The 25,396-nt window shown below is 71.3% G+C and carries 22 protein-coding genes; 17 read left to right on the forward strand and 5 right to left on the reverse strand.

The genetic code is table 11. The features are described 5' to 3' along the window. Positions 1 to 62: 62 nt before the first annotated feature. The 6 genes from OG430_RS12985 (at position 63) to OG430_RS13010 (ending at position 7,207) form a co-directional block, all read left to right on the forward strand. Positions 63 to 803: a DUF4142 domain-containing protein gene (locus OG430_RS12985; protein WP_327359070.1), complete on the forward strand. Its 741-nt coding sequence runs from the start codon at positions 63 to 65 to the stop codon at positions 801 to 803. 132 nt (positions 804 to 935) lie between these two features. Further along, complete coding sequence (locus tag OG430_RS12990) at positions 936 to 2,375, forward strand: DUF692 domain-containing protein (RefSeq protein ID WP_327359071.1); 1,440 nt, start codon at positions 936 to 938, stop codon at positions 2,373 to 2,375. Further along, positions 2,375 to 3,379 (forward strand): TIGR04222 domain-containing membrane protein, encoded by a 1,005-nt coding sequence (locus OG430_RS12995; protein WP_327352631.1) that lies wholly within the window; start codon positions 2,375 to 2,377, stop codon positions 3,377 to 3,379. The genes OG430_RS12990 and OG430_RS12995 overlap by 1 nt, the downstream gene beginning before the upstream one ends. 320 nt (positions 3,380 to 3,699) lie before the next feature. Further along, positions 3,700 to 4,524, forward strand: coding sequence for a DUF4142 domain-containing protein (locus tag OG430_RS13000; protein ID WP_327352632.1), 825 nt, complete (start codon positions 3,700 to 3,702; stop codon positions 4,522 to 4,524). A gap of 89 nt (positions 4,525 to 4,613) precedes the next feature. Then, positions 4,614 to 5,441, forward strand: a complete 828-nt coding sequence (locus OG430_RS13005; RefSeq protein ID WP_327352633.1) for a TIGR04222 domain-containing membrane protein — start codon at positions 4,614 to 4,616, stop codon at positions 5,439 to 5,441. 170 nt (positions 5,442 to 5,611) lie between these two features. Further along, positions 5,612 to 7,207, forward strand: coding sequence for an alpha/beta hydrolase (locus tag OG430_RS13010; protein WP_327352634.1), 1,596 nt, complete (start codon positions 5,612 to 5,614; stop codon positions 7,205 to 7,207). A 21-nt stretch (positions 7,208 to 7,228) separates the two neighbouring features. On the opposite strand, the gene hemQ is transcribed toward OG430_RS13010, so the two are convergent. Then, the gene (gene hemQ, locus OG430_RS13015) at positions 7,229 to 7,948 is read right to left on the reverse strand and encodes a hydrogen peroxide-dependent heme synthase (RefSeq protein ID WP_327352635.1); all 720 of its coding nucleotides are present in this window, start codon (positions 7,946 to 7,948) and stop codon (positions 7,229 to 7,231) included. Positions 7,949 to 7,952: 4 nt separating this feature from the next. After that, positions 7,953 to 9,530, reverse strand: a complete 1,578-nt coding sequence (gene hemG / locus OG430_RS13020) for a protoporphyrinogen oxidase (RefSeq protein WP_327352636.1) — start codon at positions 9,528 to 9,530, stop codon at positions 7,953 to 7,955. Positions 9,531 to 9,660: 130 nt separating this feature from the next. Between hemG and OG430_RS13025 the strand changes: the two genes are divergently transcribed. The 5 genes from OG430_RS13025 (at position 9,661) to OG430_RS13045 (ending at position 15,127) form a co-directional block, all read left to right on the forward strand. Then, positions 9,661 to 10,743, forward strand: a complete 1,083-nt coding sequence (locus tag OG430_RS13025) for a DUF4349 domain-containing protein (RefSeq protein ID WP_327352637.1) — start codon at positions 9,661 to 9,663, stop codon at positions 10,741 to 10,743. Positions 10,744 to 10,843: 100 nt separating this feature from the next. Further along, positions 10,844 to 12,148 carry a hypothetical protein gene (locus tag OG430_RS13030; protein WP_327352638.1) on the forward strand — a complete coding sequence of 435 codons (1,305 nt, stop codon included), beginning with the start codon at positions 10,844 to 10,846 and terminating at the stop codon, positions 12,146 to 12,148. A 74-nt stretch (positions 12,149 to 12,222) separates the two neighbouring features. Next, positions 12,223 to 12,855, forward strand: a complete 633-nt coding sequence (locus OG430_RS13035) for a peptidoglycan DD-metalloendopeptidase family protein (RefSeq protein ID WP_327352639.1) — start codon at positions 12,223 to 12,225, stop codon at positions 12,853 to 12,855. Positions 12,856 to 12,888: 33 nt separating this feature from the next. After that, positions 12,889 to 13,686: an N-acetylmuramoyl-L-alanine amidase gene (locus tag OG430_RS13040; protein ID WP_327352640.1), complete on the forward strand. Its 798-nt coding sequence runs from the start codon at positions 12,889 to 12,891 to the stop codon at positions 13,684 to 13,686. 67 nt (positions 13,687 to 13,753) lie between these two features. Then, positions 13,754 to 15,127: an FAD-dependent oxidoreductase gene (locus tag OG430_RS13045; RefSeq protein ID WP_327352641.1), complete on the forward strand. Its 1,374-nt coding sequence runs from the start codon at positions 13,754 to 13,756 to the stop codon at positions 15,125 to 15,127. Positions 15,128 to 15,155: 28 nt separating this feature from the next. On the opposite strand, the gene OG430_RS13050 is transcribed toward OG430_RS13045, so the two are convergent. Beyond that, the gene (locus OG430_RS13050) at positions 15,156 to 16,595 is read right to left on the reverse strand and encodes a hypothetical protein (RefSeq protein WP_327352642.1); all 1,440 of its coding nucleotides are present in this window, start codon (positions 16,593 to 16,595) and stop codon (positions 15,156 to 15,158) included. A gap of 35 nt (positions 16,596 to 16,630) precedes the next feature. Continuing rightward, complete coding sequence (gene hemE / locus OG430_RS13055; protein WP_327352643.1) at positions 16,631 to 17,698, reverse strand: uroporphyrinogen decarboxylase; 1,068 nt, start codon at positions 17,696 to 17,698, stop codon at positions 16,631 to 16,633. Between the two features lie 91 nt (positions 17,699 to 17,789). Here hemE and OG430_RS13060 point away from each other — a divergent pair, with 91 nt between their 5' ends. The 3 genes from OG430_RS13060 to OG430_RS13070 all read left to right on the forward strand — a co-directional run bounded on the left by OG430_RS13060 (position 17,790) and on the right by OG430_RS13070 (position 20,728). After that, positions 17,790 to 18,449: a DUF3000 domain-containing protein gene (locus OG430_RS13060; protein ID WP_327352644.1), complete on the forward strand. Its 660-nt coding sequence runs from the start codon at positions 17,790 to 17,792 to the stop codon at positions 18,447 to 18,449. Positions 18,450 to 18,706: 257 nt separating this feature from the next. After that, the gene (locus OG430_RS13065) at positions 18,707 to 19,369 is read left to right on the forward strand and encodes a response regulator transcription factor (RefSeq protein ID WP_128374800.1); all 663 of its coding nucleotides are present in this window, start codon (positions 18,707 to 18,709) and stop codon (positions 19,367 to 19,369) included. A gap of 78 nt (positions 19,370 to 19,447) precedes the next feature. Beyond that, entirely contained in the window at positions 19,448 to 20,728 is a 1,281-nt protein-coding gene (locus OG430_RS13070) for a ribonuclease D (RefSeq protein WP_327352645.1), read from the forward strand. Between the two features lie 84 nt (positions 20,729 to 20,812). Here the strand turns inward: OG430_RS13070 and OG430_RS13075 are convergent, their stop codons facing one another. Beyond that, entirely contained in the window at positions 20,813 to 21,214 is a 402-nt protein-coding gene (locus tag OG430_RS13075) for an organic hydroperoxide resistance protein (protein WP_327352646.1), read from the reverse strand. A gap of 125 nt (positions 21,215 to 21,339) precedes the next feature. On the opposite strand from OG430_RS13075, the gene OG430_RS13080 reads away from it, so the two are divergent. The 3 genes from OG430_RS13080 to OG430_RS13090 all read left to right on the forward strand — a co-directional run bounded on the left by OG430_RS13080 (position 21,340) and on the right by OG430_RS13090 (position 25,384). After that, positions 21,340 to 21,906 (forward strand): TetR/AcrR family transcriptional regulator, encoded by a 567-nt coding sequence (locus tag OG430_RS13080; RefSeq protein ID WP_327352647.1) that lies wholly within the window; start codon positions 21,340 to 21,342, stop codon positions 21,904 to 21,906. A 122-nt stretch (positions 21,907 to 22,028) separates the two neighbouring features. Further along, on the forward strand, positions 22,029 to 23,255 hold the full coding sequence (locus OG430_RS13085; protein ID WP_327352648.1) for a thiolase family protein: 1,227 nt from the start codon (positions 22,029 to 22,031) through the stop codon (positions 23,253 to 23,255). Next, on the forward strand, positions 23,252 to 25,384 hold the full coding sequence (locus tag OG430_RS13090) for a 3-hydroxyacyl-CoA dehydrogenase NAD-binding domain-containing protein (RefSeq protein ID WP_327352649.1): 2,133 nt from the start codon (positions 23,252 to 23,254) through the stop codon (positions 25,382 to 25,384). Before OG430_RS13085 ends, OG430_RS13090 begins: the two co-directional genes overlap by 4 nt. Positions 25,385 to 25,396 lie beyond the last annotated feature (12 nt).

A 25,396-nucleotide genomic window follows, 5' to 3' on the forward strand; every position in this document is an offset into this window, starting at 1 on the left:
TCACGGCTACCACCAAGTACGCTGAACGGCCGTTCAGTTGCCCGCTCCCGGGAGGCACCTTGCTGCGACGCGTCAACGGAACGACTCTCCTCATCGCGGCCCTCGTCGCCACGCTCGGCGCCCTCGCCTTCCCCGTGTGGTCGTACGCCGACCGCTCGGGGACCGGCGAGGCCAACGTCGACGCGGGCACCGTCAACACCCAGTGGGGCCCGCTCACCGCCGCCGACCGCGACCTGGTGGTCAAGGTCAGACTCGCGGGCCTGTGGGAGCTCCCGGCCGGCCAGCAGGCCATCGAGCGCGCGCCGACCAAGGCGGTCAAGGAGGCCGGCGACCACCTCGTGGCCGGCCACACCGACCTCGACCAGCGGGTCCGCGCCGTGGCCGCCCAGCTCAACATGGAACTGCCGAACCAGCCGACCGCCCAGCAGCAGGGCTGGCTCCGCGAACTGACCGAGGCGAGCGGGGCGACGTACGAGGAGAAGTTCGCGAACATCCTGCGCAACGCGCACGGAAAGGTCTTCGCGCTCGTCGCCCAGATCCGGCACACCACCCGCAACTCGCTGGTCCGGCAGCTCGCGAGCGACGCCAACCAGACCGTGCTCGACCACATCACCATGCTCGAGAACACCGGCCGGGTGGACTTCGACGCCCTCGCCCGGGAGGCGGCCGGGCAGACCACGGCCAGCCCGACCGGCCCCGCGCCGCCGTCCGGAAAGTCCCCGCAGAGCCCGGTCCCGGCCACACCCAGCGGCGACACGTCCTTCACCTCCCGGCCCTCTCCCTCCAGCGCCCCCGCGCCCTGAAACCTCAAATGAACCTCTGAACGTCCCCCTCAGTGGGTTCGACGGCCTCCGCCGGGGCCAAGACCACTTCACGCACAGCGTCGTGCCGTACAGATCCATGCACGGTGAGGAGGGGGACATATGACGCACACCATGACGCACCTCGGGACGGGGATCGGCTGGCGGCCGGAGATCGCCGAGGCGGTCGAGGCCATGCCGGGCATCGACTGGGTCGAGGTCGTGGCGGAGAACGTCTGTCCCGGCCATCTGCCGGACTCGCTGCGGCGGCTGCGCGAGCGCGGGGTGACCGTGGTGCCGCACGGTGTCTCGCTGGGCATCGGCGGCGCCGAGCGGCCCGACCCGGAGCGGCTGAAGGCGCTCGCCGAGCGGGCCGAGTTCCTTCGGTCGCCGCTGGTCACCGAGCACATCGCGTTCGTACGCGCCGGCGGGTCGCTCACCGCGTCACCGGCCCTGGAGGCCGGGCACCTGCTGCCCGTGCCGCGCACCCGGGACGCGCTCGACGTGCTGTGCGAGAACGTACGGATCGCCCAGGACCAGCTGCCGGTGCCGCTCGCCCTGGAGAACATCGCGGCGCTGATCAACTGGCCGGGCGAGGAGATGACCGAGGGGCAGTTCCTCTCCGAGCTGGTGGAGCGTACGGGCGTACGTCTCCTCATCGACGTCGCCAACCTCCACACGAACCACATCAACCGGGGCGAGGACCCGGCCCGGGCGCTGGACGAGCTGCCGGTCGAGGCGATCGCGTACGTCCATGTCGCGGGCGGGTTCGAGCGGGACGGGGTCTGGCACGACAGCCACGCGCACCCGGTGCCGCAGCAGGTGCTCGACGTACTGGCCGATCTGGCATCGCGGGCGACACCGCCCGGCGTGCTCCTTGAACGGGACGAGAACTTCCCCGCTCCGCGGGAGCTGGAGCGGGAGCTGACGTCGATCCGGCAGACGCTGGTGAAGGGGGAGGTCGCGCGGGAGCTGCGCGGCATGGGCCGCCTCACCCGGGTCCCGGCCCAGCGCACGGCGGCCGAGTTGGTCACGGCGGGTCGGCCTTCCGGGGCGCCGATCCCGGTGGTCGAACCCGAACCGGCACCTCTGGCGTTCGAGGAGCCCGACGCCGAGCCGGCCGGCGGGCGTGAGCACGACGCGGCGGTGCCGCAAGAGGCCCGTACCCGCCTCGCCCTTGCCCAGACGGCCTTGCTGTCCGCACTCGTTGCCGGGACCCCGGTCCCGGAAGGCTTCGACCGGCAACGCCTCGCCGTGCAGAGCCGGGCCCTGACCGGCAAGCGGGCCGACGTCGTGGCCAAGGTGGCGCCCGAGCTGCCGGAGATCCTCAAGGACTCCTACCGCGCGAGCTTCTTCGCGTACGCGCAGGAGCGGCCCATGACCGGCGGGTACCGGCGCGACGCGCTGGACTTCGCCGAGCATCTGCTGCTCGACGACAGGCCCGAAGACCCGGGCGCGCGGCGGCAGTTGACCGAGTGGTGGCTGGAGCGCTCGGGTCCGGCACCGCTGCCGCGGGGGCCGGTGGCCCGGCTCGCGCGCAAGGTGCGGATGGCGCTGGGTGGAGGGGGTGCGTGATGGACGGCGTGACGCTCGCGTACTACCTGGTCATCGGCGGGTCCGTGCTGGCACTCGGCCTGGCGCTCGGCAGCGTCCGGCAGGCGCAGCCGACCCTCAGGGGCCCTGCCGAGGTGTACGACCCGCTGGAGGCGGCCTTCCTGAGCGGCGGCCCCGGCCGGGTGGTGGACTCCGCCATCGCGGGGCTGCACGAGGACGGGCGGCTGCGCATCGCGGGGCCCGGCATCGTCGCAGTGGTGCGCCCCGAGGCCCGCAACCAGGTGGAGGCCGCGGTGTTCGACGTGCACGCGGCCGCCCCGAACGGCGCACTGCACACGCTGCGCATCGGTGTGATGCGCCGGGGCGCGGTGCAGTCGATCGGCGAGGGCCTGGCCCAGCGCGGCCTGATGGTGCGGCCGGGCTCCTCCGGCACGGTGCCCGGCTGGGCCGCCGGACTCTTCGCGCTGTCGTTCCTGAGCCTGCCGCTGGCCGTCGTGCTGACGGCGCTGCAGTACGCGGACGACACCGACCTCGCCGATGAACTGCCATTGATCGCCAAGGTGTTCCCGGCGATCCTCCTGGGCTTCATCTCCAGCATCGTGATCGCTGTCAAGGCCAAACGGCGGATCACCCCCGCGGGCCGCAGCGCCCTGCGGCGCTACCGCTCGGCCTACGGCCACCATCCGAGTGCCGTGCTCCGGGTCGCCCTCGCCGGCATCAATGGCATCCACGACGCGGAACTGCGGGCCCAGTTGGGCCCGGCGGCACGGCAACGCCTGCATCCTTCCGCCCTGTCGGACGCGGCCGTGCATGCGGCCGGGGACGCCGCGGGAGCGGGCGCCGAGGTCGTCTGGTGCGGCGGCGGATGCGGCGGCTCGTCCTGCGGCGGCTCCTCGTGCGGGAGCTCGTCCGGCGGGAGCGGGGACAGCGGAGGCTCGTCCTGCGGCAGCTCGGGGGGCTCGTCCTGCGGGGGCGGCAGCTCGTCCAGCTGCGGAGGCGGCTCCAGCTGCGGCAGCAGCTCCTGACACCTGCGACCTCCGGACTTGCGAGGGTGGGTCCAACACGTCGGGCGCGTACGGCAGTTGACGTACTCTCCCGCATTGGGCGCCACCCCGCCCGCAGCGCGCACTAGGGTCTGTCCGGCGGATCAGGCCGGACGTGGCTGGCCTCGCCCGACGAGTGCAGCTGAGCGGGCTCTGGCGCGTGCAGCTGCAAGGCGGAGGAGGGCGACAACGCGGAGCGTTGGCAACCGACGACAACGCCGCAGATGTGCGTGCCAGAGCCCGCGCCTCCGGCATGATCCGCCGGACAGACCCTGGCGTGCGGCGGTGCACCAGGAGGCACCATGCGATCCCTCACCGGCACCGGTCTGATCGTCGCGGGACTCACCGCGACCCTGGCCGCCCTGCTCTTCCCGATCTGGTCCTATGCCGACCGCGCGGGCACCGGCCTCGACACCCTCAACGCCCAGACGGTGTCGACCCGTTTCGGTCCGCTGTCCGCGCTCGACCGCGATTTCATCAACAAGGTGAGACTCGCGGGCCTCTGGGAGCTCCCGGCCGGCCAGCAGGCCCAGGAGCGCGGTACGAGCAAGGCCGTCCAGACGGCGGGGCGGCACCTGGTCGAGGGGCACACCTTCCTGGACGCCCGGGTGCGCGAGGTCGCCGCCGAGCTCAGCCTGGAGCTGCCGAACCAGCCCAATGAGCAGCAGCGCGGGTGGCTCGACGAACTGAGTGCGGCGCGCGGGGACGCGTACAACCAGAAGTTCGCCAACATCCTGCGCCTGGCGCACGGCCGGGTCTTCGCGGTGGTGGCCCAGGTGCGGGCGACCACCCGCAACTCACTGGTCCGCGAGCTCGCCGACGACGCGAACACGACCGTCCTTGACCACATCTCGGTCCTGGAGGCGACCGGGCTCGTCGACTTCGACGCGATCGCCGAGGACGCGGCGACCAACGGGCCGCGCCCGCCCGGCAGTTCACCGCCGCCGGCGGGCCCGACGAACTCGCCCGGGTCCGCGGTGGCGGTCACCCCGTCGCCGACCTTTTCGCTGCCGCCTGCGGCGTCGCGGCCGAACCCCGACAAAGAGAAAGAACGGTCACAAAGCTCAGAAAAGGAGCAAAATGGAAAGGGGGCGGGAAAAGAGGACCGCGAGAGGAAGGGGTCCTGAAAAACGGAACGTTGCGTACCGATCACGTTGTGTCCGCATAGTGAACAACCCATGGCGCTCACCAGCCAACTTCGCATAGAAACTCCGCCATGTTCTGGGTCCCTCTCCTCATGGTCGCGTGGGTCGTCGCCGCCACCTCCTGCGTCCGGCTCTGCCTCGCCGCGAGCCGCGCCGCCGAGCCCGCCGGAGCCGGCGCGGCCGAGCGGCCGGGCCGCGGCCATGCGCTGAGCCTGTACGAGGCCGCGTTCCTGTCCGGCGGCCCCTATCGCGTCGCCGACCTCACCCTGGTCTCGATGGCCCGCCAGCGCCGGCTGCTGCTCGCGCACACCGGGTGGGCCACCGTGGTCGACCCCACCGGCCACGACGAGATGGAACGCTCCGTGCTCGGCGCGATCGCCCCGGCCGGCGCCGAGCGGATAGCGCCGATACGCACCTCGGCCGCCGCGGCCGACTCCGTACGCGCCCTCGCCGAGCACCTGGTCGCCGTCGGCCTCGCGGTGCCGCACGCCGCGCGCTCCACCGTCGCGGGCTCGGTCCGCCAGGTGAAGACCGCCGCCCTCGCCGTGCTCGGCCTCGGCGCCGTCGCCGCGCTGATGTCGCCGGACGGCCAGGGCGGCTCCGTGGCCGTCTGGTTCGCGCTGCCGCTGATCCTCACCCTGGGCTGTCTGGCCATCGCCCGCTTCGAGGTCCACCCGTACACCCGCTGGGCCTCGCCCGCGGGCCAGCGGCTGCTCGGCTCGCTCGCACCGAACCCGGCCGGGGACGACCGCGCCTACCTGACGACGGTGGCCGTACGCGGTGTCCAGGGCATCCGGGACCCCGAACTGAGAGCCGCCTTCTCGAACGGCAAGGCGAACGACAGGGCGCACGGCGAGGGGAGCGCCGAGGCGCCCGGCGAGGCGCCCGGAAAGGGCTGATCGCCCTCCAGGGACTGCACATCGGGGTCAATCGCCCGACACCGCCCCGCGGGTCCTTTACTTCACCAACTGCCAGACGAAGTATCCCTTTTGTTCTGCCTGTTGTGCCGACTGCCCAGCCTCCGGCTCGTCCGGCGGTCGGCCGCCGACCGAAGGGATGCCGAAGCTCGATGAGAGCGCCACTCCTGTTTGGATTCGCCGGGTCCTTGGCCCTGACCGCCCTCGTCGCCACTCCCGCGGGCAGTACGCCCACGGGCGGCGCCCCCGCCGACAGCGAGGCCCGCGGAGTGGCGAGCGCGGCCCAGCGCGCCGCGGCCGCCGGGATCGACTTCGGCCGCTGCGCCGAGGTCGAGGCCCTGCCCCCGTCCGTCGAGTGCGGCACGGTCGAGGTTCCGCTCGACTACGCCCGCCCGAACGGCAAGAAGATCAAGCTGACCGTGAGCCGGACGAAGTCCAAGGGCAAGCCCGCCGAGCGGCAGGGCGCCCTCGTCTTCAACCCCGGCGGGCCCGGCGCCTCCGGGATGTACTTCCCGATGGCCGCCCAGCTCCCGGAGTGGCAGCGCATCGCGGCGGCGTACGACATCGTCGGCTACGCCCCGCGCGGTGTCGGGCGTTCGGCGCCGCTGTCCTGCCAGGACCCCAAGCAGTTCACCAAGGCCCCGACCCTGGCGCCGACCCACCCGGACGAGACGTACAAGAAGGAGCGCATCGCCCGCGCGAAGGCCTACGCGAGCGGCTGCGCCAAGAACGGCGGGGCCGCGCTCCCCCACTACACGTCGCTGAACAACGCCCGTGACCTGGACGTCCTGCGGGCCGGGCTCGGCGAGAAGAAGCTGACGTTCATGGGCGCCTCGTACGGCACCTACTTCGGCGCCCTGTACGCGACGATGTTCCCCTCGCACGTGCGCCGCATGGTCTTCGACTCGGCGGTCAACCCCGAGCCGGGCCAGATCTGGTACCGCAACAACCTCGACCAGTCGGTCGCCTTCGAGCGCCGCTGGGCCGACTTCCGCGCCTGGGTCGCCAAGCACGACGCCACGTACCGGCTGGGCAAGACCCCCGAGGCGGTGCAGCGCAGCTACGAGGAGGTGCGGGCCGAGCTCGCGCACAAGCCGGCCGGCGGCAAGGTCGGTCCTGGGCAGCTGCAGGCCGCGTATCTGCAGTCGGGCTACTACGACGACGTGTGGCCGCAGCGGGCCCTCGCGCTCGCCGAGTTCCGCCGGGGCAATCCGCGGGTGCTGATCGAGCAGGCAGCGCCGCAGCCCGACGCCGCGGTCGAGGAGGAGAACGGGAACGCCGTCTACACGGCCGTCGAGTGCAACGACGCGCCCTGGCCGACGGACTGGAAGGTCTGGGACCGCGACAATTCCCGCATCGCGCGCGTGGCGCCCTTCGAGACCTGGGACAACGCCTGGATGAACCTGCCGTGCGCCTACTGGCCGGCGCCCCGCCAGAAGCCCGTCGACATCAGGGCTCCGCACGGCGCCCTGCCGCCGACGCTGATCCTCGCGGCCGAGCGGGACGCGGCGACGCCGTACGAGGGCGCCCTGGAGCTGCACCGGCGACTGCCGGGTTCGGCCCTGGTGACGGAGCAGGACGCGGGCACGCACGGCATCGGATTCGGCGCCAACAGCTGCGTCAACGGCCACCTGGAGACGTATCTCCTGGAGGGCCGGCTGCCGGTGCGCCGCGCGGCCTGCGCGGCGCACCCGGAGCCCAAGCCCCTGGGGGCGGGCGGCCGTTCGGCCGCCCACGAGAAGGCCTGACCTTCCAGGTCTGTACGACCTTTAGGCCAGACCCGCCACGAGATCGGCGACGCTCTTGCGGCGGCCCGTGTAGAACGGCACCTCCTCGCGCACGTGCATCCGTGCCTCGGACGCGCGGAGGTGCCGCATCAGGTCGACGATGCGGTAGAGCTCGTCCGCCTCGAAGGCGAGCAGCCACTCGTAGTCGCCCAGCGAGAACGAGGCGACCGTGTTGGCGCGCACGTCGGGGTAGCCGCGGGCCATCATGCCGTGGTCCTTGAGCATGCGGCGACGGTCCTCGTCAGGCAGCAGGTACCAGTCGTAGGAGCGCACGAAGGGGTAGACGCTCACGTAGTTGCGGGGCGTCTCGTCGGCCAGGAAGGCCGGGATGTGCGACTTGTTGAACTCGGCGGGGCGGTGCAGCGCCATGTTCGACCAGACCGGCTCCAGGGCGCGGCCCAGCTTGGTGCGGCGGAAGAGGTTGTACGCCTCCTGCAGCTCGTCGGACGTCTCGGCGTGCCACCAGATCATGACGTCGGCGTCGGCGCGCAGCCCCGACACGTCGTACGTACCGCGCACGGTGATGTCCTTGGCGGCGAGCTGGTCGAACAGCTCCTGGACCTCGTCCGCGTAACCGGCACGGTCCTCGGGCAGTACGTCGCGCAGCTTGAAGACCGACCACAGCGTGTAGCGGATGACCTCGTTGAGGTCCTTGGCCTTCTTACCGGCGTTGGGCGTCTTGGCGGGGGCTTCGTCACTCATGGCCCTATTCTCCTCCGCCGCCGTGCAGGCTCTGCACCGGGTTCACGCTCAGCTGATCCATCCCACTGCGGTCCCCGCCGAGCTGATCCACGGCCGCATAGGCACTGGCGATGCAGGCCGGGATCCCCACTCCGTCGTACGCCGCCCCGCACACGGCAAGGCCCGGCAGCTTGCCGACGTGCTCGCGGATGCGGGCCACGCGCGCGTGGTGGCCGACGGGGTACTGGGGCAGACCGTCGTCCCAGCGGGTGACCCGGGTGGCGACGGGCGCGGCGCCAAGCCCGACCGCCTCCCGCAGATCGCGCCGCGACACCTCGATGAGCTCGTCGTCGCCGCGCTGCAGAATCTCGGTCTCGCCGTACCGCCCGACCGAGGTCCGCAGCACCACGAGCCCCGGATCCTCCTCGGCGATCCAGCCCCACTTCTGCGAGGCGAAGGTGGACGCCTTGATGGTGTGCCCGTCGATGGGCGGCACCAGGAACCCACTGCCCTCGGGCAGATCGACGTCCTCCTTACGGAAGGCGAGGGTCATGAGCGCCATGGAGGCGTACTCGACGGTGTGCAGCTCGGCAGCGGCACCCGGGGCGTCGGCCTCCAGGAGGCGGGCGGCGTGGGGGGCGGGCACGGCGAGGACGACGGCATCCCCTTCGAAGACCCGCCCACCGGCGACGACCCGCCAGGCCTGATCCACCGCACCCGGATCAGCCCGTCCGGCGCTTGAGGACACCGCCCGAAGGGCGGAAGGCGTCGCAGACTTACGGGAAGGGGCCGGCTGGGGAAAAGACCCACCCACGTGCCGCACCTCACTCACGCCCGCACCCAGGACGATCTCGCCCCCACGCGCGCGTACCGACTCCGCGACGGCAAGCGGCAGTTGCCCCACACCACCGACGATCCCCATGAACACCGGCCCGACCTGCTGCCGAGCCGCGGCCTTGGCCTGGATGTCCCGGACCCCGTCCAGCAATGACGCATGCCGAAGCGCCGCTTCGTACAGCTGCGGCACAGCCATCCGCATCGACAACCGATACGCATCCCCCGCGTACACCCCACCGAGCAACGGCTCGACCAGCCGATCGACCACCTCACGCCCGACCCGCGCCGCGACGTACTCGCCGACCGCCACGTCCTCGCCCACCTCGGTGGGAGCCAGCGACCGGTCCTCGCCGATCCGCCGCAGCCCCGCCTCCGAAAGCACCCCGGCCAGGGCGGACGCATCACCGGGCACGCCCATGACGTGCCCCTTGGGCATGGGGCACAGCGTGCCCCGGTTCCACAGCGAGGCCGTCGCCGTCGCAGGCGGCTGCAGCGCGCCGGCCAGCCCCACCTCGCGCGCGAGGGCGACCGCCTCCGGCCGCCGGGCCAGCATCGACTCGGCGCCCAGGTCGACGCGTACGCCCTCGATCGACCCGGCGTGCAGCTTGCCGCCGAGCCGGTCGGAGGCCTCCAGGACGGTCACCCGGGCGCCCCGGTCGAGCAGCCGGTGGGCGGCCGCCAGGCCGGTGATGCCGCCGCCGACGACGATCACGTGGGGGCGGTCCAGGGGGGCCGAGAGATCCGTACGGGTGTCCGTTTCGCGCATGCCCCCAGCCTCTCAGATCCCTCCCCGAGTCCCGAACGTGACCGCTTCGAGGCCGTCCCGCACCAAACCTTCCTCCCGCGCGGGGCGTCCAAGTAGCAACACTCACCACGCCTTTCGGGGGTACGTCACGATGCGCGCATCCAGCACGGCCGGGCAGCGGCCACCCAGGCACCGCCGCAGGCACCGCCCCGTCCAGGCCCTCGCGGCACTCCTGCTCGCGTTCGGCCTCGCGGCGGCGGGCTGCAGCGCGAACGACAGCGGCATGGACAGCGGCGACGACAAGGGCGGCAAGGCCGCGGCACCCGGGGCGGGTCGCCAGGAGGACAGCGCGACCGGCGCCGGCGGCGCGAGCGGCGCCGACAAGTCCGCCGCGAAGAAGCCCCCGAAAATCGCCGAGCACATCATCCGCACCGCCGACCTCACGGTCCGCGTCAAGGACGTCCCCGACGCCCTCGACAAGGCCCAGAGCGCGGCGCTCGACGCGGGCGGCATCGTCGGCAACGAGACCACCGACCGGGACAGCAAGGGGCATGAGCGTTCCCGCGTCGTGCTCCGGGTGCCGCAGGACAAGTACCAGGAAGTACTGGCCGCCTTGGAGGGCACCGGCCGGCTGATCGAGAAGAAGGTCAAGGCCGAGGACGTCTCCGACCAGGTGGTGGACGTCGAGAGCCGCATCAAGTCGCAGCAGGCCAGCGTCGCCCGGATCCGCGAACTCATGGACCGGGCCACCAAGCTGAGCGATGTGGTCACCCTGGAGGGCGAGTTGAGCTCCCGTCAGGCCGACCTCGAAGCACTGCTCGCCCAGCGGGAGTACCTCAAGGACCGCACGTCCCTGGCGACCATCACGCTCACGCTGTCCGAGACCGCCGTGAAGAAGAAGGCGGTCGCGGAGGACGACGACCCGACGTTCGTCGACGCGATCCAGGGTGGCTGGTCCGCGTTCGTGACCGCGCTGCGCTGGCTCACGGTGATCCTGGGCGCGGTGCTGCCGTTCGTGGCCGCGCTGCTCGTCCTGGCGTTCCTCTACCGGCTCGTACGTGCCCGCCTGCCGCGGCGCACTCCGGCGCTGCCGACCGGTGCGGGCGCGGGGGCACCCACCTGGGGACCGCCCGGTCCCAGGACGCCGGACACCACGTCCGAGGGCCAGGCACCGCAGGGCCCGGCAGCGCAGGGCCCTGCGCCCGAGGCTCCGCAGCAGGGGCCGCACGCCTGACCGCCGCGACGTCCCCCATTCGGCCGTACCAGGGTGAGGGCGGACCGGACCCCGCCGAAGCTGGCAGGAGTCCGCTCCCCCTCACCCACGAGGTGCGCCGATGCCCCCTGCCTCCCGCAATCCGCGCACGATCGCCGTCGGCGCGGTGGTGGCCGCCCTGCTGGTCGTCGCGATCGTCGCCGCGGCGGGCCTCGGCAACCCCCTCAACGACTTCACCCCGTACCGGGGCCGCGGCGCGATCACCGTGATCTGTGGCGTCCTCGGCCTCACGGGCGCCGCCGCCCTCCTGCTCAGGCCGTCCCCGGCCCGGCCCGACCACCTCGCCTGGTTCAGCGCGATCGTCAGCACCCTGTGTGTGCTCGCGACCGTGTTCGTCTGGATCTGCGTCGGCACCGGCCACTCCCTGAAGGACGTGCCGGGCTCCCCGGTGAGCGACCGGCGCCAGATGGCCGCGTACCTCGCGACGCACGAGAAGGAGCTCGGCCGCCCGCAGCAGATCCCGACCGGCGTGATGATCGAGACGCTGCAGTTCACGGAGGCCAACAACGTCAAACTCACCGGATACGTCTGGCAGCACCTCCCGGCGTCGGATCCCGCGGACAAGCCCCAGATCGAGCTGCCGGACGCGGTGGACGGCGGCATCACCGACGAGTTCTTCCGGGACCGGGACGGCGACCGGCAGGTGATCGGCTGGAAGCTGCGGGTCACGCTCCGCGAGCACTTCGACTACGGCCACTACCCGCTGGACAAGCAGGCGGTCTGGCTCGTCATGTGGCCACGGGCCACGAACACCGTCCTGGTCCCCGACTTCTCCGCCTATCCGCCCTGGCACCCGGACGAAAAGCTCGGCATGTACCCGGGCCTGGTCACCGGCGAATGGGAGCCCCAGTTCACGACGTACAGCCTGGACCACGCCCAGGAGCGCACCAACTACGGCCGCCCGGGCACCCGCATCGACGGGCAGATCCCGGAGCTGACGTTCTCGGCCGGGCTCGGCCGGGAGTTCCTCAGCCCGCTCCTGGACCGCCTGGTTCCGCTCGGCGTGATCGCGATGCTGGTCTTCGGCTCGCTCTTCGTGGTCACCACGGACTCGGACCGCCGCACCCTGTCCGGCTTCTCCACCTGGGCCGTCATCGGCTTCTGCGGCTCGATGATGCTGGTGGTCTCCGTCCAGCACAGCTCGCTCAGATCCGCGACCGGCTCCACCGGGGTCGTGTACGCGGAGTACTTCTACTTCATCCTGTACGTCGTGATCGGCCTGGTCGCCCTGAACGTCGTGGAGCACACCTCCGCCAAGCGCTTCCCGCTGGTCGACTGGCGCGGCAACGCGGCGGCCCGGCTCCTGTACTGGCCGGTGATCACGGTCCTGCTGCTCGCGACGACCGTCGGCGTGTTCCTGCTGTGACGACGGTACGACGCCGCGTGTGACGGCACGCCGCCGGGATGCGGCCCTTGGGCCCCCGCGTTAGGAAGGAACGTATGAACACATGGAGCATGCCCGTGGCCAAGGGGAGGGTCAGCGCGAAGTACAAGCAGCCCGGAGGATGGGCCGCCGGCTTCCACACCGGAGTCGACTTCGCCGTCCCGACCGGTACCGCCATCACCGCGGTGGGTCCCGGCAAGGTCGTGGTCGCCGGTGATCAGGGCGCGTACGGGAACTGCGTGATCATCCAGATGTCCGACGGCCGGTTCACGCTGTACGCGCACCTCAGCAAGATCGAGGTCGGCGTCGGTACGAACGTCGACGGCGGCCGGCGGATCGGGCTTTCGGGCGCGACCGGCAATGTCACCGGACCGCACCTGCACTTCGAAGCGCGCACCGCCAACAACTACAACGGCCACACCGACCCCATGGCGTACCTGGCCGACAAGGGCGTCGCGCGGGCCGCCAAGAAGACGACGGCGCGCAAGACCACGGCCAAGAAGGCCCCGGCGAAGAAGGCCGCCCCCAAGAAGGCACCGGCGACCTACACGGTGCGCGCGGGCGACACCCTGTCCGGCATCGCACTCGCCAAGCTGGGCAACGCGGGCCGCTACCCGGAGATCGCCGCCCTGAACGGCATCGCGAACCCGAACCTGATCCAGGTCGGCCAGAAGCTGAAGCTTCCTTAGGCCCGGCCCCAACTACCGTGTCCGGAGGCCCTGGTGGCTGATCCGCTGTCCGCCGACGCCTTCCTCGCCGCGCTCAGGGGCGAGGGGGTCAAGGTCGTCGAGGTCGATGGCTGGCGTTCCCGCAATCGCGATCACAAGGGCAAGTGGGGCCCGGTGAACGGCGTGATGATCCATCACACCGTCACGCGCGGCACGGCCGCCACGGTCAAGCTCTGCGTCGAGGGGCACGGCGATCTGCCGGGACCGCTGTGCCACGCGGTGATCGCCAAGGACGGCACGGTCCATGTGATCGGCTACGGCCGCGCGAACCACGCGGGCCTCGGCGACCCGGCCGTGCTCGACGCGGTGGTGGCCGAGTCCGGGCTGCCCGCCAACAAGGAGAACGTGACCGACGGCAACCGGCACTTCTACGGCTTCGAATGCGAGAACATGGGCGACGGCAAGGACCCCTGGCCCGCCGCCCAGGTCGACGCCATCGTGCGCGTCGCGGCCGGCCTGTGCCGCGCCCACGGCTGGGGCACGACCGGCACCACGTCGGTGATCGGGCACGCGGAGTGGCAGGTCGGCAAGATCGACCCCAAGGGTCCGGGCATCACGATGGACGCCGTACGCAAGGAAGTTGCGGCCCGCCTGAAGGCCCCGGCGGCAAAGGAGCCGCCCAAGCCACCCGCCCCGGCCGGTCCCCCGACGTACACGGTCCGCGAGGGCGAGACGCTGGGCTGGATCGCGGAGGCGTACGGCACGACGGTCGCGGAGCTGCAGAAGCTCAACCCTGACATCAAGGACCCGGACAAGCTGGCGGTAGACCAGAAGGTCAAGTTGCCCGGATAGGGCTCAACCGGCCGCGGAACTGCGGGGTGTCGGTGAGGTTGTCAGTGGGTCGACGTAGCGTGTCCGTATGAGTGAACGACTGGTCGTCATCGGCGGGGACGCGGCAGGCATGTCCGCCGCGTCCCAGGCCCGCAGGCTCAAGGGCCCCGGGGAGCTGGAGATCGTGGCCTTCGAGCGGGGCCACTTCACGTCGTTCTCGGCGTGCGGGATTCCGTACTGGGTGGGCGGCGAGGTCCCCGAGCGCGACCAACTCATCGCGCGCACACCGGAGGAGCACCGGGCGCGCGACATCGACCTGCGGATGCGCACGGAGGTCGTGCGCATCGACGTGGACGGTCAGGCCGTCCTGGCCCGCGACCTCGCATCGGGCGACGAGTACTGGACGACGTACGACAAGCTCGTCATCGCCACCGGCGCCCGCCCGATCCGCCCCACCCTCCCCGGCATCGACGCCCCCGGCGTGCACGGCGTGCAGACCCTCGACGACGGCCAGGCGCTGCTCGACACCCTCGGGTCGACGAAGGGCAGGCGCGCGGTCGTGGTCGGCGCGGGCTACATCGGCGTGGAGATGGCGGAGGCCCTGACCCACCGCGGGTACGAGGTCACGGTGGTCAACCGCGGCGCGGAGCCGATGTCCACGCTCGACCCCGACATGGGCCGCCTGGTGCACGACGCGATGACCGGCATGGGGATCGGGATGGCGAGCAACGCCGAGGTCACCAAGGTCCTCACGGACGACGACGGCCGGGTCCGGGCGGTGGCCACGGATTCGGGCGAGTACCCGGCGGACGTGGTGGTGCTCGGCATCGGCGTACGCCCGGAGACCGGACTCGCCCGCGAGGCGGGGCTGCCGCTCGGCGAACACGGCGGCCTGCTCACGGACTTGGCGATGCGGGTGCGCGGCCACGACAACATCTGGGCGGGCGGCGACTGCGTGGAGGTCCTCGACCTGGTGTCGGGCCGCGAACGCCACATCGCCCTTGGCACGCACGCGAACAAGCACGGGCAGGTCATCGGCTCGGGCGTGGGCGGGGGGTACGGCACGTTCCCGGGAGTCGTCGGTACGGCGGTCAGCAAGGTCTGCGACCTGGAGATCGCCCGCACCGGCCTGCGCGAGAAGGACGCCAAGGCGGCCGGCCTGCAGTACGTGACGGCGACGATCCAGTCGACGAACAGCGCGGGCTACTACCCGGGCGCGGCCCTGATGACGGTGAAGATGCTCGCCGAACGCCGCTCGGGGCGCCTGCTCGGCGTGCAGATCGTGGGCCGCGAGGGCTCGGCCAAGCGCGTCGACATCGCGGCGGTCGCGCTGACCGCGGGGATGACGGTGGACCAGGTGGTGTCCCTGGACCTGGGGTACGCGCCGCCGTTCTCACCGGTGTGGGACCCGGTCCTGGTGGCCGCCCGGAAGGCGGTCACGGCGGTGCGCAAGGCGGGCTGAGCGTGGGAGGCCGGGGCGGGGCCCGGCCTCAACTCGCCGCCGCTTCCTCCTCCTCGCCGCACCAGGAATCGACGCTCCGCACGCCCTCCCGGGCCAGCGAGGCGAGGAAGCGGGGGCAGCTCACGGCGTCCGCGGCGGGGGCGGTGTCCGGGGCGTACAGCGGGCGCAGGTCGAGCTTCTCGATGCCGCCGTGGAGCGACGGGTGCTCTCCCTCGTGGGTGCAGGCCTCGGCCTGCGGGGTGTCGGCGAGGGTGCGGAGCAGGGCGCGGATGTCGCGGGCCATGGCGATGGGCGGGCCGGGGTCGGCCTTCCGGAGAGCCTCGTGCGCGGCAAGGAGCAGGACGACGCGCTCCCGCTCGTGGGTGGCCGCCGGGTAGCGCCGGGCTGCCCATACGCCCAGGTCACCCCGGGCCGTGGTGCGGGGGTCGGCGAATCGCTCCGCGAACCGCTCGATGTCCAACTGGCCATCCGCGCGCAGGAGTTCGGGATCGAGGTGCCCGGTGTCCAGGTACCCGAAGAGCAGCTCGCGCGCCGCCCGCAGCTCATCCAGGGTGTCGCGGGCGTTGGCGGCCACGAACGTCGGGCAGAGCCAGGGCTCCAGATCCATGCCCTTGCGCCGCAGCACGCCACGGCCACCGCCGTCGCCCAGGTGAACGCCGAGGTCGATGAGGTCGGCGCTGTAGCGGGGCACCTTGGGGTGACCACCAGCGCCATGGGGGCAGGCAGTGCCGTCGGCGTCGGACGGCACGGTCTCCAGGTTCTTGATCATTCGATCGAGCACCCAGCGCTTGCGCACGATGCCGGAGACGGCGTACGGGGTCGCGCCCATGACCACGAGCACTTCCCCCGCCCGGGTGTCCCAACTGCTGTGCTTCGAGAGGAAGATCCCGGATTCGGCTATCGCGTGGTAGGCGCTTATCCAGGCCGGCGGGTATCCCTCCAGGACGGACAGCAGATCCCTGACCCGCCGCCGTTCGCCCACCGGGAGCCGGGGCGGGACGTCCGTGACCGAACCGGGTTCGAGGTAGTCCATGCCCACGCGCGCCAGACCGGCGGCATTGCGCGGGCAAGCCCACTGCTCGGGCGACCAGTCCCGGTCCCACCAGTCGGCATCGGCACCGGCCAGGTGCAGGGCGATGCCACCCAGGTCCTCGATGTAGCGGTCCAGGTCGGCCTCGTACGGATGCGCGTCATGCGTGCACGCGCCGCCCTTGAGCGCCTCGTCGGCCAGGTGGAGCACGTCGAGCACGACCCCGAACACCCCGTCCCCCGGCGTATCACCGACGTACGGCACCATCATCACGAGCCCGAACACCCACTGCCCGGCCAGCGCCCCGCCAGGGTCGGCAGCGAGGGAGCGCGCGCACTCCAGGACGACCCGGTCGTGATCGTCGTCCTCATAGGCCTCGGAGTCGTCGAACACCTCGGTCCACTCATCGACGACTTCGTCCCAAGCGATCTCGCCCATGCCGCGCGCCCCCACTCGCCGGTCCTACACGTCGATCAGCGCGCCGTCTTCGCGTGCACGTCCGCCACGAGCCGGGTCAGCGCGTCCGGGTCCGTCGTCGGCAGCACGCCGTGACCCAGGTTGAAGATGTGGCCCTCCAGGTCGGCGGCGGCCGCAAGGACCTCGTCCGTCTTGGCCTCGACCGCCTCGGTCGTGGAGAAGAGCACGGCCGGGTCCAGGTTGCCCTGCAGCGCCTTGCCGGGGCCGACGCGGCGGGCCGCCTCGTCCAGCGGGACGCGCCAGTCGACGCCCACGACATCCGCGCCGGCCTCACCAAGGAGCCCGAGCAGTTCGCCGGTGCCCACGCCGAAGTGGATGCGCGGCACGCCGTACGAGGCCACCGCGTCGAAGACCTTCGCCGAGGCGGGCATCACCGAGCGGCGGTAGTCCGCCGGGGAGAGCGCGCCGACCCAGGAGTCGAAGAGCTGCACGGCCGAGGCGCCCGCCTCGATCTGCACCTTGAGGAAGGCGCCGGTGATCTCGGCGAGGCGGTCGAGCAGGTCGGCCCAGAGCTGCGGGTCGCCGTACATGAGCGCCTTGGTGTGCTCGTGGTTACGGGACGGACCGCCCTCCACGAGGTAGCTCGCGAGAGTGAAAGGCGCACCAGCGAAACCGATCAGCGGGGTCTCGCCGAGCTCACCGGTGAGCATGCCGATCGCCTCGGTGACGTAACTGACGTCCTCGGGCGTGAGGTCCCGAAGGCGGGCCAGATCGGCGCGCGTACGAATCGGCTCGGCGACGACCGGGCCGACGCCCGGCTTGATGTCGAGGTCGATGCCGATGGCCTTGAGCGGGACGACGATGTCGCTGAAGTAGATCGCCGCGTCCACGTTGTGCCGCCGCACGGGCTGCAGCGTGATCTCGGTGACCAGGTCGGGGCGCATGCACGACTCGAGCATCGCGGTGCCCTCGCGGACCTTGCGGTACTCGGGCAGCGACCGGCCGGCCTGCCGCATGAACCACACCGGGGTGTGGGGCACGGGTTCACGCCTGCACGCCTTCATGAAAGCGGAGTCGTACGTCTTGCTCGGCTGCTGGCCCTGCGGGCGATCGTTGGCACTCACGTCGGAAAGTCTCGCACGTATGACGAAGTGCCCGGCTCGACCCGGGTGCGTCTTCCTGCACGGAGCCCGAGTTCCCCTTAACCTTCCCCGCATGGCTGCGGCGCAGGGACAACTGTCGGAGGGTGCGGACGGGATGGACAGTACGGAGGGGAACGCGGCGGACTCATTGCCGCTCCCGTTCCGCGCGGCCGTCGAAGCACTGCGGGCCGCCCGGCTGCGGCCCGAGATCGAGATCGAGCCGACCCGCGCTCCACAGCGGCTCGCCCCGCACGCGTACGCCCTGGAGGCGGCCGTCGTGGACGGGGACGAGGACTTGGCGGACGGACGGCTCGTGCTGCTGCACGACCCGTCCGGGCACGACGCCTGGCAAGGCACCTTCCGCCTGGTCACGCTGGTGCGCGCGGAACTGGAGCCGGAGATGGCGGCCGACCCGCTGCTGCCCGAGGTGTGCTGGTCCTGGCTGACCGGCGCACTGCAGGGGCGCGGTCTGTCGTACGGCGAGCCGAGCGGGACCGTCACTCGTGCGGGTTCCCATTACTTCGGCGGCCTGTCCGGACGCCCGTCCGCCTCGCAGATCGAGATCCGGGCGTCCTGGACCCCGCGCGAGGGCATGGGCGGCGTACCGGACGCGGCCTCGCACCTGGCGGCCTGGTCCGATCTCCTTTCACAGGTCGCCGGGCTGCCGCCGACCGGGCCGACGGACGCCTCGATCGTCTCGCTCCCGCAGCGGCGCGGGCCGCAGCCCACCTGATCCACGGCAGTCGCGGGGGCCTCGCTCAAGAGGCCCTCGGCAGGCTCTCGAGGTTCATCAGAAGGTGGCTCCGACTCGGTTCGATCTTCGGATGATCGATCACGCGTCCGAATTGCCCGAATTGCGGGTCACCAAATCGTGATCATTCGCTAAAGGCGAGCGGGATTGCTGCCGAAGAGGTTTGTGACCTTGAAAGCACGGTTCGCCCCGGCTTAATCCCCGAGCCGGCATCCGTCCCGCCATCCCCAGGAGGCCTGGTGTCCGTTCTCCTCGAGCAGCCCGCAAGCCTGGTCGCCTATCGCCCGAACAAGCCGACCGCCATGGTCGTCGTGGCGGATCCGCGCGTCCGATCCACCGTCACCCGCCACCTCTGGGCGCTCGGAGTACGTGACGTCATCGAGGCGTCCTCCATCGCCGAGGCCCGTCCCCGCATCGGCAACCCGCGCGACATCTGCGTCGCCGATGTCCACCTCCCCGACGGCTCGGGTCTCACCCTGCTGTCGGAGACCCGAGCCGCAGGGTGGCCGAACGGCCTGGCCCTGTCCGCCGCCGACGACATCGGCGCCGTACGCAATGCCCTCGCGGGCGGCGTCAAGGGCTATGTCGTCACCGGCACCCGCACGAACGTCGGGCTCCCCACCCGGCCCGGCGCCGCACCCATCGGCGCCGCCGCCGCCCGCATGCACCGCCGCCCCCCGGGGGCCCCGAGCCACCCGGGCGGTTACCGCGAGCTTTCGGGCCGTGAGGTGGAGGTGCTGCGACTGGTTGCGGAGGGCCAGTCCAACAAGGCCATCGGAGTCTCGATGGGCCTGTCCGCCCTGACCGTCAAGAGCCACCTCGCCCGGATCGCACGCAAGCTCGGCACGGGCGACCGTGCCGGGATGGTCGCCGTCGCGCTGCGTACCGGAATCATCCACTGAAGGATTTACAGCACCACAGGGCCCGTCGACGGAACGTTCCGTCGACGGGCCCTGTGCATACACAGATACCCTTTACAGGTGACCGACGCCCAAGAGACCGCAGCAGACAGCTCACTGCGAACCACCGGAGGCGCTCCTCCGGACGACGTCGAAACGGCGCCGATCCCCTTGCTCGAGCCCCGTGACGGCATTCCTCCCGTTATCGCCGACGAAGAATCCCTCGCCGAAGTGATCGCCGCCTTCGCCGCCGGGACCGGCCCTGTCGCCGTCGACGCCGAGCGCGCCTCCGGCTACCGCTACGGGCAGCGCGCCTATCTGGTGCAGCTGCGCCGCGAGGGCGCGGGCTCCGCGCTGATCGACCCCGTGGGCTGCCCCGACCTGTCCGGGCTCGGCGCGGCGATCGCGGACGCCGAGTGGGTGCTGCACGCCGCCACTCAGGACCTGCCCTGTCTGCGCGAAATAGGCATGATCCCGACCCGGATCTTCGACACCGAGCTGGCCGGACGCCTCGCGGGCTTCCCGCGCGTCGGCCTCGGCGCGATGGTCGAGTCCGTGCTCGGTTACGTACTGGAGAAGGGCCACTCCGCCGTCGACTGGTCGACCCGGCCGCTGCCCGAGCCCTGGCTGCGCTATGCGGCGCTCGACGTCGAGCTGCTCGTGGACCTGCGGGACGCGCTGGAGAAGGAGCTCGACCGGCAGGGCAAGCTGGGCTGGGCCCTGGAGGAGTTCGACGCGATCGCCTCGGCGCCGCCCGCGCCGCCGCGCAAGGACCCGTGGCGGCGTACGTCCGGGATGCACAAGGTGCGCCGGCGCCGGCAGATGGCGGTCGTGCGGGAGCTGTGGAACGCCCGGGACCGCATCGCGCAGCGCCGCGACGTCTCGCCGGGCAAGGTGCTCAGCGACTCCGCGATCGTCGAGGCCGCGCTCGCGCTGCCAGCCAACGCGCACGCGCTGTCCGCGCTGAACGGCTACGGGCACCGCATGGGGCGGCGTCAGCTGGAGCAGTGGCAGGCCGCGATCGACCGGGCCAAGGCACTGCCGGACGTGGAACTGCCGCAGCCGGGGCAGCAGTTGGCGGGTCCCCCGCCGCCGCGCTCGTGGGCGGACCGGGATCCGGCGGCGGCGGCGCGGCTCAGCGCCGCGCGGGCCGCGGTCAGCGCGCTGGCCGAGACGCTGAACATGCCGCAGGAGAACCTGATCACGCCGGACACGGTGCGGCGGCTGTGCTGGGAGCCGCCGGCGCAGGTGTCGGCCGACGCCGTCGCCTCGGCGCTCTCCGGGTACGGGGCGCGCGCCTGGCAGGTCGAGCAGGTCACGCCGGTCCTGGTGACGGCGCTCTCGGCGACGGCGACCGCCTGACGCTTCTCCACTGCTGTCGCTGTACGACGATGCCCCGCGGCCCGACCGGTCGCGGGGCATCATGCGTGCTCGGCACCGCTCGCCCTACTCGACGACGATGTTCACGGGGATGTTGCCACGGGTCGCGTTGGAGTACGGGCACACCTGGTGGGTGGCGTCCAGGAGTTCACGGCTCGTCTCGGCCGGGATCTCGTCGGGGAACTCCACGCCCAGGGTGACTTCGAGGCCGAAGCCGCCGGCGCCGTTCGCCACCAGGCCCACCTGGGCGGTCACCGAGACATCGGTGACGTCGATCTTCTTCTTGCCCGCGACGAGCTTCATCGCGCTGGCGAAACAGGCCGCGTAACCGGCGGCGAAGAGCTGCTCCGGGTTGGTGCCGGCGCCGTCGCCGCCCAGGGCGGTCGGCTGGGCGAGCTTGACGTCCGAGGTGACCGCGCGACCGTCGCGGCCGGACGCCGTCGCCACCGCGGTGTAGAGAGCGCTCATGGGGTTCCTCCTGAAGTCGATGAAGTCGATGAAGTCAATGAGCAATGAAAGCCACAGCCACACAGACAGGTCTGTCTGGGATGCTGTGCAGCAGACTAGACAGACCTGTCTGTTAGGGTCAAGTCATGTCCAGGAAGAGCCCCGCACGCAGCCGAATCCTCGAGACCGCGACCCGCCTCTTCTACACGGAGGGCGTGCACGCGGTCGGAATCGACCGGATCATCGCCGAGGCCGGGGTGGCGAAGGCGACCTTCTACCACCACTTCCCGGCCAAGGACGTCCTCGTACAGGCCTATGTCGAGGAGCAGAGCCGGCTGCAGCAGGAGGCGGCCGCGCAGCTGCCCGAGGCGGCGCCGCGCGACACCCTGCTCGCGGTCTTCGCGCACATGGGAGAGGTGGGCGTCTCCCCCGACTTCCGCGGCTGCCCGTTCATCAACGCCGCGGCGGAGTACCCCGACCCCGCCCACCCCGTGCGGCAGACCATCGATGAGCACCGGCGGTGGTTCCGGGAGCTCGTACGGGATCTCCTCGCCCTGGCCGGCGACCCGGACGCCGGGCGCACGGCGGACATCCTCGTGCTGGTCAGGGACGGTCTCGCGGTCGGCTGCGATCTCGACGCGCCCGCCGGGCTGCAGGCCCTGGTGCGGGATGCGGTGATCCGAGTGCTCGATGGAGCCGGGGCCCGGGTGTGACGTTCGCCGCTCCGGCCGGTGGCACTGTCGCCATTGGTTACCGGCAAGTAGCATGAAGAGGTGAGCGCGCGCTCAGGCGTGTGCGTACGCAGCGATCCCGCACCCTCTGGAGGAGAGCCATCGTGCCTCGTACCGTCAAGGAAGTCGTCTTCGTAGACGGCGTCCGCACCCCGTTCGGCAAGGCGGGCCCGAAGGGCATCTACCACGAGACCCGCGCCGACGACCTCGTCGTCAAGGCCATCCGGGAGCTGCTGCGCCGGAACCCGAACCTGGAGCCCGCGAAGATCGATGAGGTCGCCATCGCCGCGACCACGCAGATCGGCGACCAGGGCCTGACCATCGGCCGTACCGCCGGGATCCTGGCGGGCCTGCCGCAGTCCGTGCCGGGCTACTCGATCGACCGCATGTGCGCGGGCGCGCTGACCGCCGTGACCGCCGTCGCGGGCAGTGTGGCCTTCGGTGCGTACGACGCCGCCATCGCCGGTGGTGTCGAGCACATGGGCCGCCACCCCATGGGTGAGGGCGTCGACCCGAACCCGCGGTTCGTGAGCGAGAAGCTCGTCGACGAGTCCGCCCTGTTCATGGGCATGACCGCCGAGAACCTGCACGACCGCTACCCGACCATCACCAAGCAGCGCGCCGACGAATACGCCGTGCGCTCGCAGGAGAAGGCCGCCAAGGCGTACGCCGACGGCAAGATCCAGGCGGACCTGGTGCCGATCTCGGTGCGCAACACCAACTCCGAGGTGGGCGAGACCGGTTGGGGCCTGGTGACGGCGGACGAGCCGATGCGTCCGGGGACCACCCTGGAGAACCTGGCGGGCCTCAAGACCCCGTTCCGTACGCACGGACGGGTCACCGCCGGTAACGCGGCCGGTCTCAACGACGGTGCGACCGCCTCGCTCATCGCGTCCGAGGACTTCGCGCGCGAGAACAACCTGCCGGTCAAGATGCGCCTCGTCTCCTACTCCTTCGCGGGTGTGGAGCCGGAGGTCATGGGCTACGGCCCGATCCCGGCCACCGAGAAGGCCCTCGCGCAGGCCGGTCTGTCCATCTCGGACATCGGTCTCTTCGAGGTCAACGAGGCCTTCGCCGTGCAGGTGCTCGCCTTCCTCGAGCACTACGGCATCGCGGACGACGACGCCCGCGTCAACCAGTACGGCGGCGCCATCGCCTTCGGCCACCCCCTCGCCTCCTCCGGTGTGCGTCTGATGACGCAGCTGGCGCGGCAGTTCGAGGAGCAGCCCGAGGTCCGTTACGGCCTCACCACCATGTGCGTCGGCTTCGGCATGGGCGCCACGGTCATCTGGGAGAACCCGCACCACAAGGACGCCGGAGGCGACAAGTGAGCACCACCACCGCTGAGTTGTTGAAGGGTGCGGCCGAGCTGTTCCCCGACGAGGTCGTGACGCAGGCGCACGTACGTCACCTCCAACTGCCGGGCGGGGCGGGCAACTTCGCCCTCATCACGCTCGACAACGGCCTGGACCACACCAAGCCGACCACCTTCGGCCCGCAGTCCCTCGCGAACCTGAACGCCGCGATCGACCAGGTCGAGCAGGAGGCCATCGCCGGCTCCGTCGTCGGTGTGGGCATCACCGGCAAGCCGTTCATCTTCGCGGTCGGCGCCGACCTCAAGGGCGTCGAGCTGCTCAAGACGCACGAGGACGCGCTGGCCATCGGCAAGGGCGGGCACGACGTCTTCAAGCGTCTGTCCGCGCTGAACGTGCCGACCTTCGCGTACTACAACGGTGCGGCGATGGGAGGCGGTGTGGAGGTCGGTCTGCACTGCTCCTATCGCACCGTCTCGAAGGCCATCCCGGCCTTCTCGCTGCCCGAGGTCTTCCTCGGTCTGGTTCCGGGCTGGGGCGGCTGCGCGCTGCTCCCGAACCTGATCGGCGCCGAGCGCGCGGTCTCGGTCATCATCGAGAACTCGCTCAACCAGAACCGTCAGCTCAAGGGCAAGCAGGTCTTCGAACTCGGCATCGCGGACGCGCTGTTCGAGGGTGCGGACTTCCTGGAGCAGTCGCTGATCTGGACCGCTTCGGTGCTGAATGGTTCCGTCAAGGTCGAGCGCGCCGAGATCGACCGCGGTGATGCGTGGGACGCCGCAGTGGCCAAGGGCCGCTTCGTCGCGGACAGCAAGGTGCACGGGGCCGCTCCGGCCGCGTACCGCGCCCTGGAGATCATCGAGGCTGCCAAGTCCGGTGACCTGCAGGCCGGTTTCGACGCCGAGGACAAGGCGCTCGCCGACCTCATCATGGGTGGCGAACTCCGGTCCGGGATCTACGCGTTCAACCTGGTCCAGAAGCGCGGCAAGCGCCCGGCGGGTGCCCCGTCGAAGGACCTGGCGCGCCCCGTCACCAAGGTCGGTGTCGTGGGTGCCGGTCTGATGGCCTCGCAGCTGGCGCTGCTGTTCCTGCGCCGCCTCGAGGTGCCGGTCGTGCTGACCGACATCGACCAGGAGCGCATCGACAAGGGTGTCTCGTACGTCCACGGCGAGATCGACAAGCTGCTCGGCAAGCGCCGCATCAACCAGGACAAGGCCAACCGCCTCAAGGCCCTGGTGAGCGGTGACCTGGACAAGGCCGCCGCGTTCGGTGACGCCGACTTCGTCATCGAGGCCGTCTTCGAGGAGATGGGCGTCAAGCAGCAGGTGTTCGCGGAGGTCGAGGCGGTCGCCCCGGCGCACGCGATCCTCGCCACCAACACCTCGTCGCTGTCCGTCTCCGAGATGGCGTCGAAGCTGCAGCACCCGGAGCGGGTCGTCGGCTTCCACTTCTTCAACCCGGTCGCCGTCCTCCCGCTGCTCGAGATCGTGCGCGGCGAGCAGACGGACGACGCCTCGCTGGCCACGGCCTTCGGTGTCGCGAAGAAGCTCAAGAAGACGGCTGTGCTGGTGAAGGACGCCCCGGCGTTCGTCGTGAACCGGATCCTGACCCGCTTCATGGGCGAGATCCAGAACGTGATCGACGAGGGTACGCCGGTCGCCGTCGCGGAGAAGGCCGTCGAGCCGCTCGGTCTGCCGATGTCGCCGCTGGTGCTGCTCGAGCTCGTCGGCCCGGCGATCGGCCTGCACGTCTCGGAGACCCTGAACCGGTCCTTCCCGGACCGCTTCACGGTGTCCCCGAACCTCGCCGCCGTCGTCAAGGCCGGCAAGCGCGGCTTCTACGTCTACGACTCGGGCAAGCCCGAGCTGGACCCCGAGGTCGCGGCGCTGCTTCAGCAGGGCGATGTCGTGCTCAGCGAGGAGCAGGTGCGGGACCGGGTGCTCGACGCGGTGGCCCAGGAGATCGGGCTGATGCTTGAGGAAGGTGTTGTGGCTGAGGCTCAGGACATCGACCTTTGCCTGATCACGGGTGCGGGCTGGCCCTTCCACCTGGGTGGCGTCACGCCCTACCTGGACCGCGAGGGCGTCAGCGAGCGCGTGAACGGCAAGCGGTTCCTGGCGCAGGGTGTGGCCAGCGTTCCCGCGTAACACGTCTGTTGT

The sequence above is a fragment of the Streptomyces sp. NBC_01304 genome, from assembly GCF_035975855.1.
GTDB lineage: Bacteria > Actinomycetota > Actinomycetes > Streptomycetales > Streptomycetaceae > Streptomyces.

What these genes read in the sequence shown, in the direction of transcription:
- OG430_RS12990 (WP_327359071.1), top strand. Translation starts at nt 936, where the DNA reads ATGACGCACCTCGGGACGGGGATCGGCTGGCGGCCGGAGATCGCCGAG.
- OG430_RS12995 (WP_327352631.1), top strand. Translation starts at nt 2,375, where the DNA reads ATGGACGGCGTGACGCTCGCGTACTACCTGGTCATCGGCGGGTCCGTG.
- OG430_RS13000 (WP_327352632.1), top strand. Translation starts at nt 3,700, where the DNA reads ATGCGATCCCTCACCGGCACCGGTCTGATCGTCGCGGGACTCACCGCG.
- OG430_RS13005 (WP_327352633.1), top strand. Translation starts at nt 4,614, where the DNA reads ATGTTCTGGGTCCCTCTCCTCATGGTCGCGTGGGTCGTCGCCGCCACC.
- OG430_RS13010 (WP_327352634.1), top strand. Translation starts at nt 5,612, where the DNA reads ATGAGAGCGCCACTCCTGTTTGGATTCGCCGGGTCCTTGGCCCTGACC.
- hemQ (WP_327352635.1), bottom strand. Translation starts at nt 7,948, where the DNA reads ATGAGTGACGAAGCCCCCGCCAAGACGCCCAACGCCGGTAAGAAGGCC.
- hemG (WP_327352636.1), bottom strand. Translation starts at nt 9,530, where the DNA reads ATGCGCGAAACGGACACCCGTACGGATCTCTCGGCCCCCCTGGACCGC.
- OG430_RS13025 (WP_327352637.1), top strand. Translation starts at nt 9,661, where the DNA reads ATGCGCGCATCCAGCACGGCCGGGCAGCGGCCACCCAGGCACCGCCGC.
- OG430_RS13030 (WP_327352638.1), top strand. Translation starts at nt 10,844, where the DNA reads ATGCCCCCTGCCTCCCGCAATCCGCGCACGATCGCCGTCGGCGCGGTG.
- OG430_RS13035 (WP_327352639.1), top strand. Translation starts at nt 12,223, where the DNA reads ATGAACACATGGAGCATGCCCGTGGCCAAGGGGAGGGTCAGCGCGAAG.
- OG430_RS13045 (WP_327352641.1), top strand. Translation starts at nt 13,754, where the DNA reads ATGAGTGAACGACTGGTCGTCATCGGCGGGGACGCGGCAGGCATGTCC.
- OG430_RS13050 (WP_327352642.1), bottom strand. Translation starts at nt 16,595, where the DNA reads ATGGGCGAGATCGCTTGGGACGAAGTCGTCGATGAGTGGACCGAGGTG.
- OG430_RS13060 (WP_327352644.1), top strand. Translation starts at nt 17,790, where the DNA reads ATGGCTGCGGCGCAGGGACAACTGTCGGAGGGTGCGGACGGGATGGAC.
- OG430_RS13075 (WP_327352646.1), bottom strand. Translation starts at nt 21,214, where the DNA reads ATGAGCGCTCTCTACACCGCGGTGGCGACGGCGTCCGGCCGCGACGGT.
- OG430_RS13080 (WP_327352647.1), top strand. Translation starts at nt 21,340, where the DNA reads ATGTCCAGGAAGAGCCCCGCACGCAGCCGAATCCTCGAGACCGCGACC.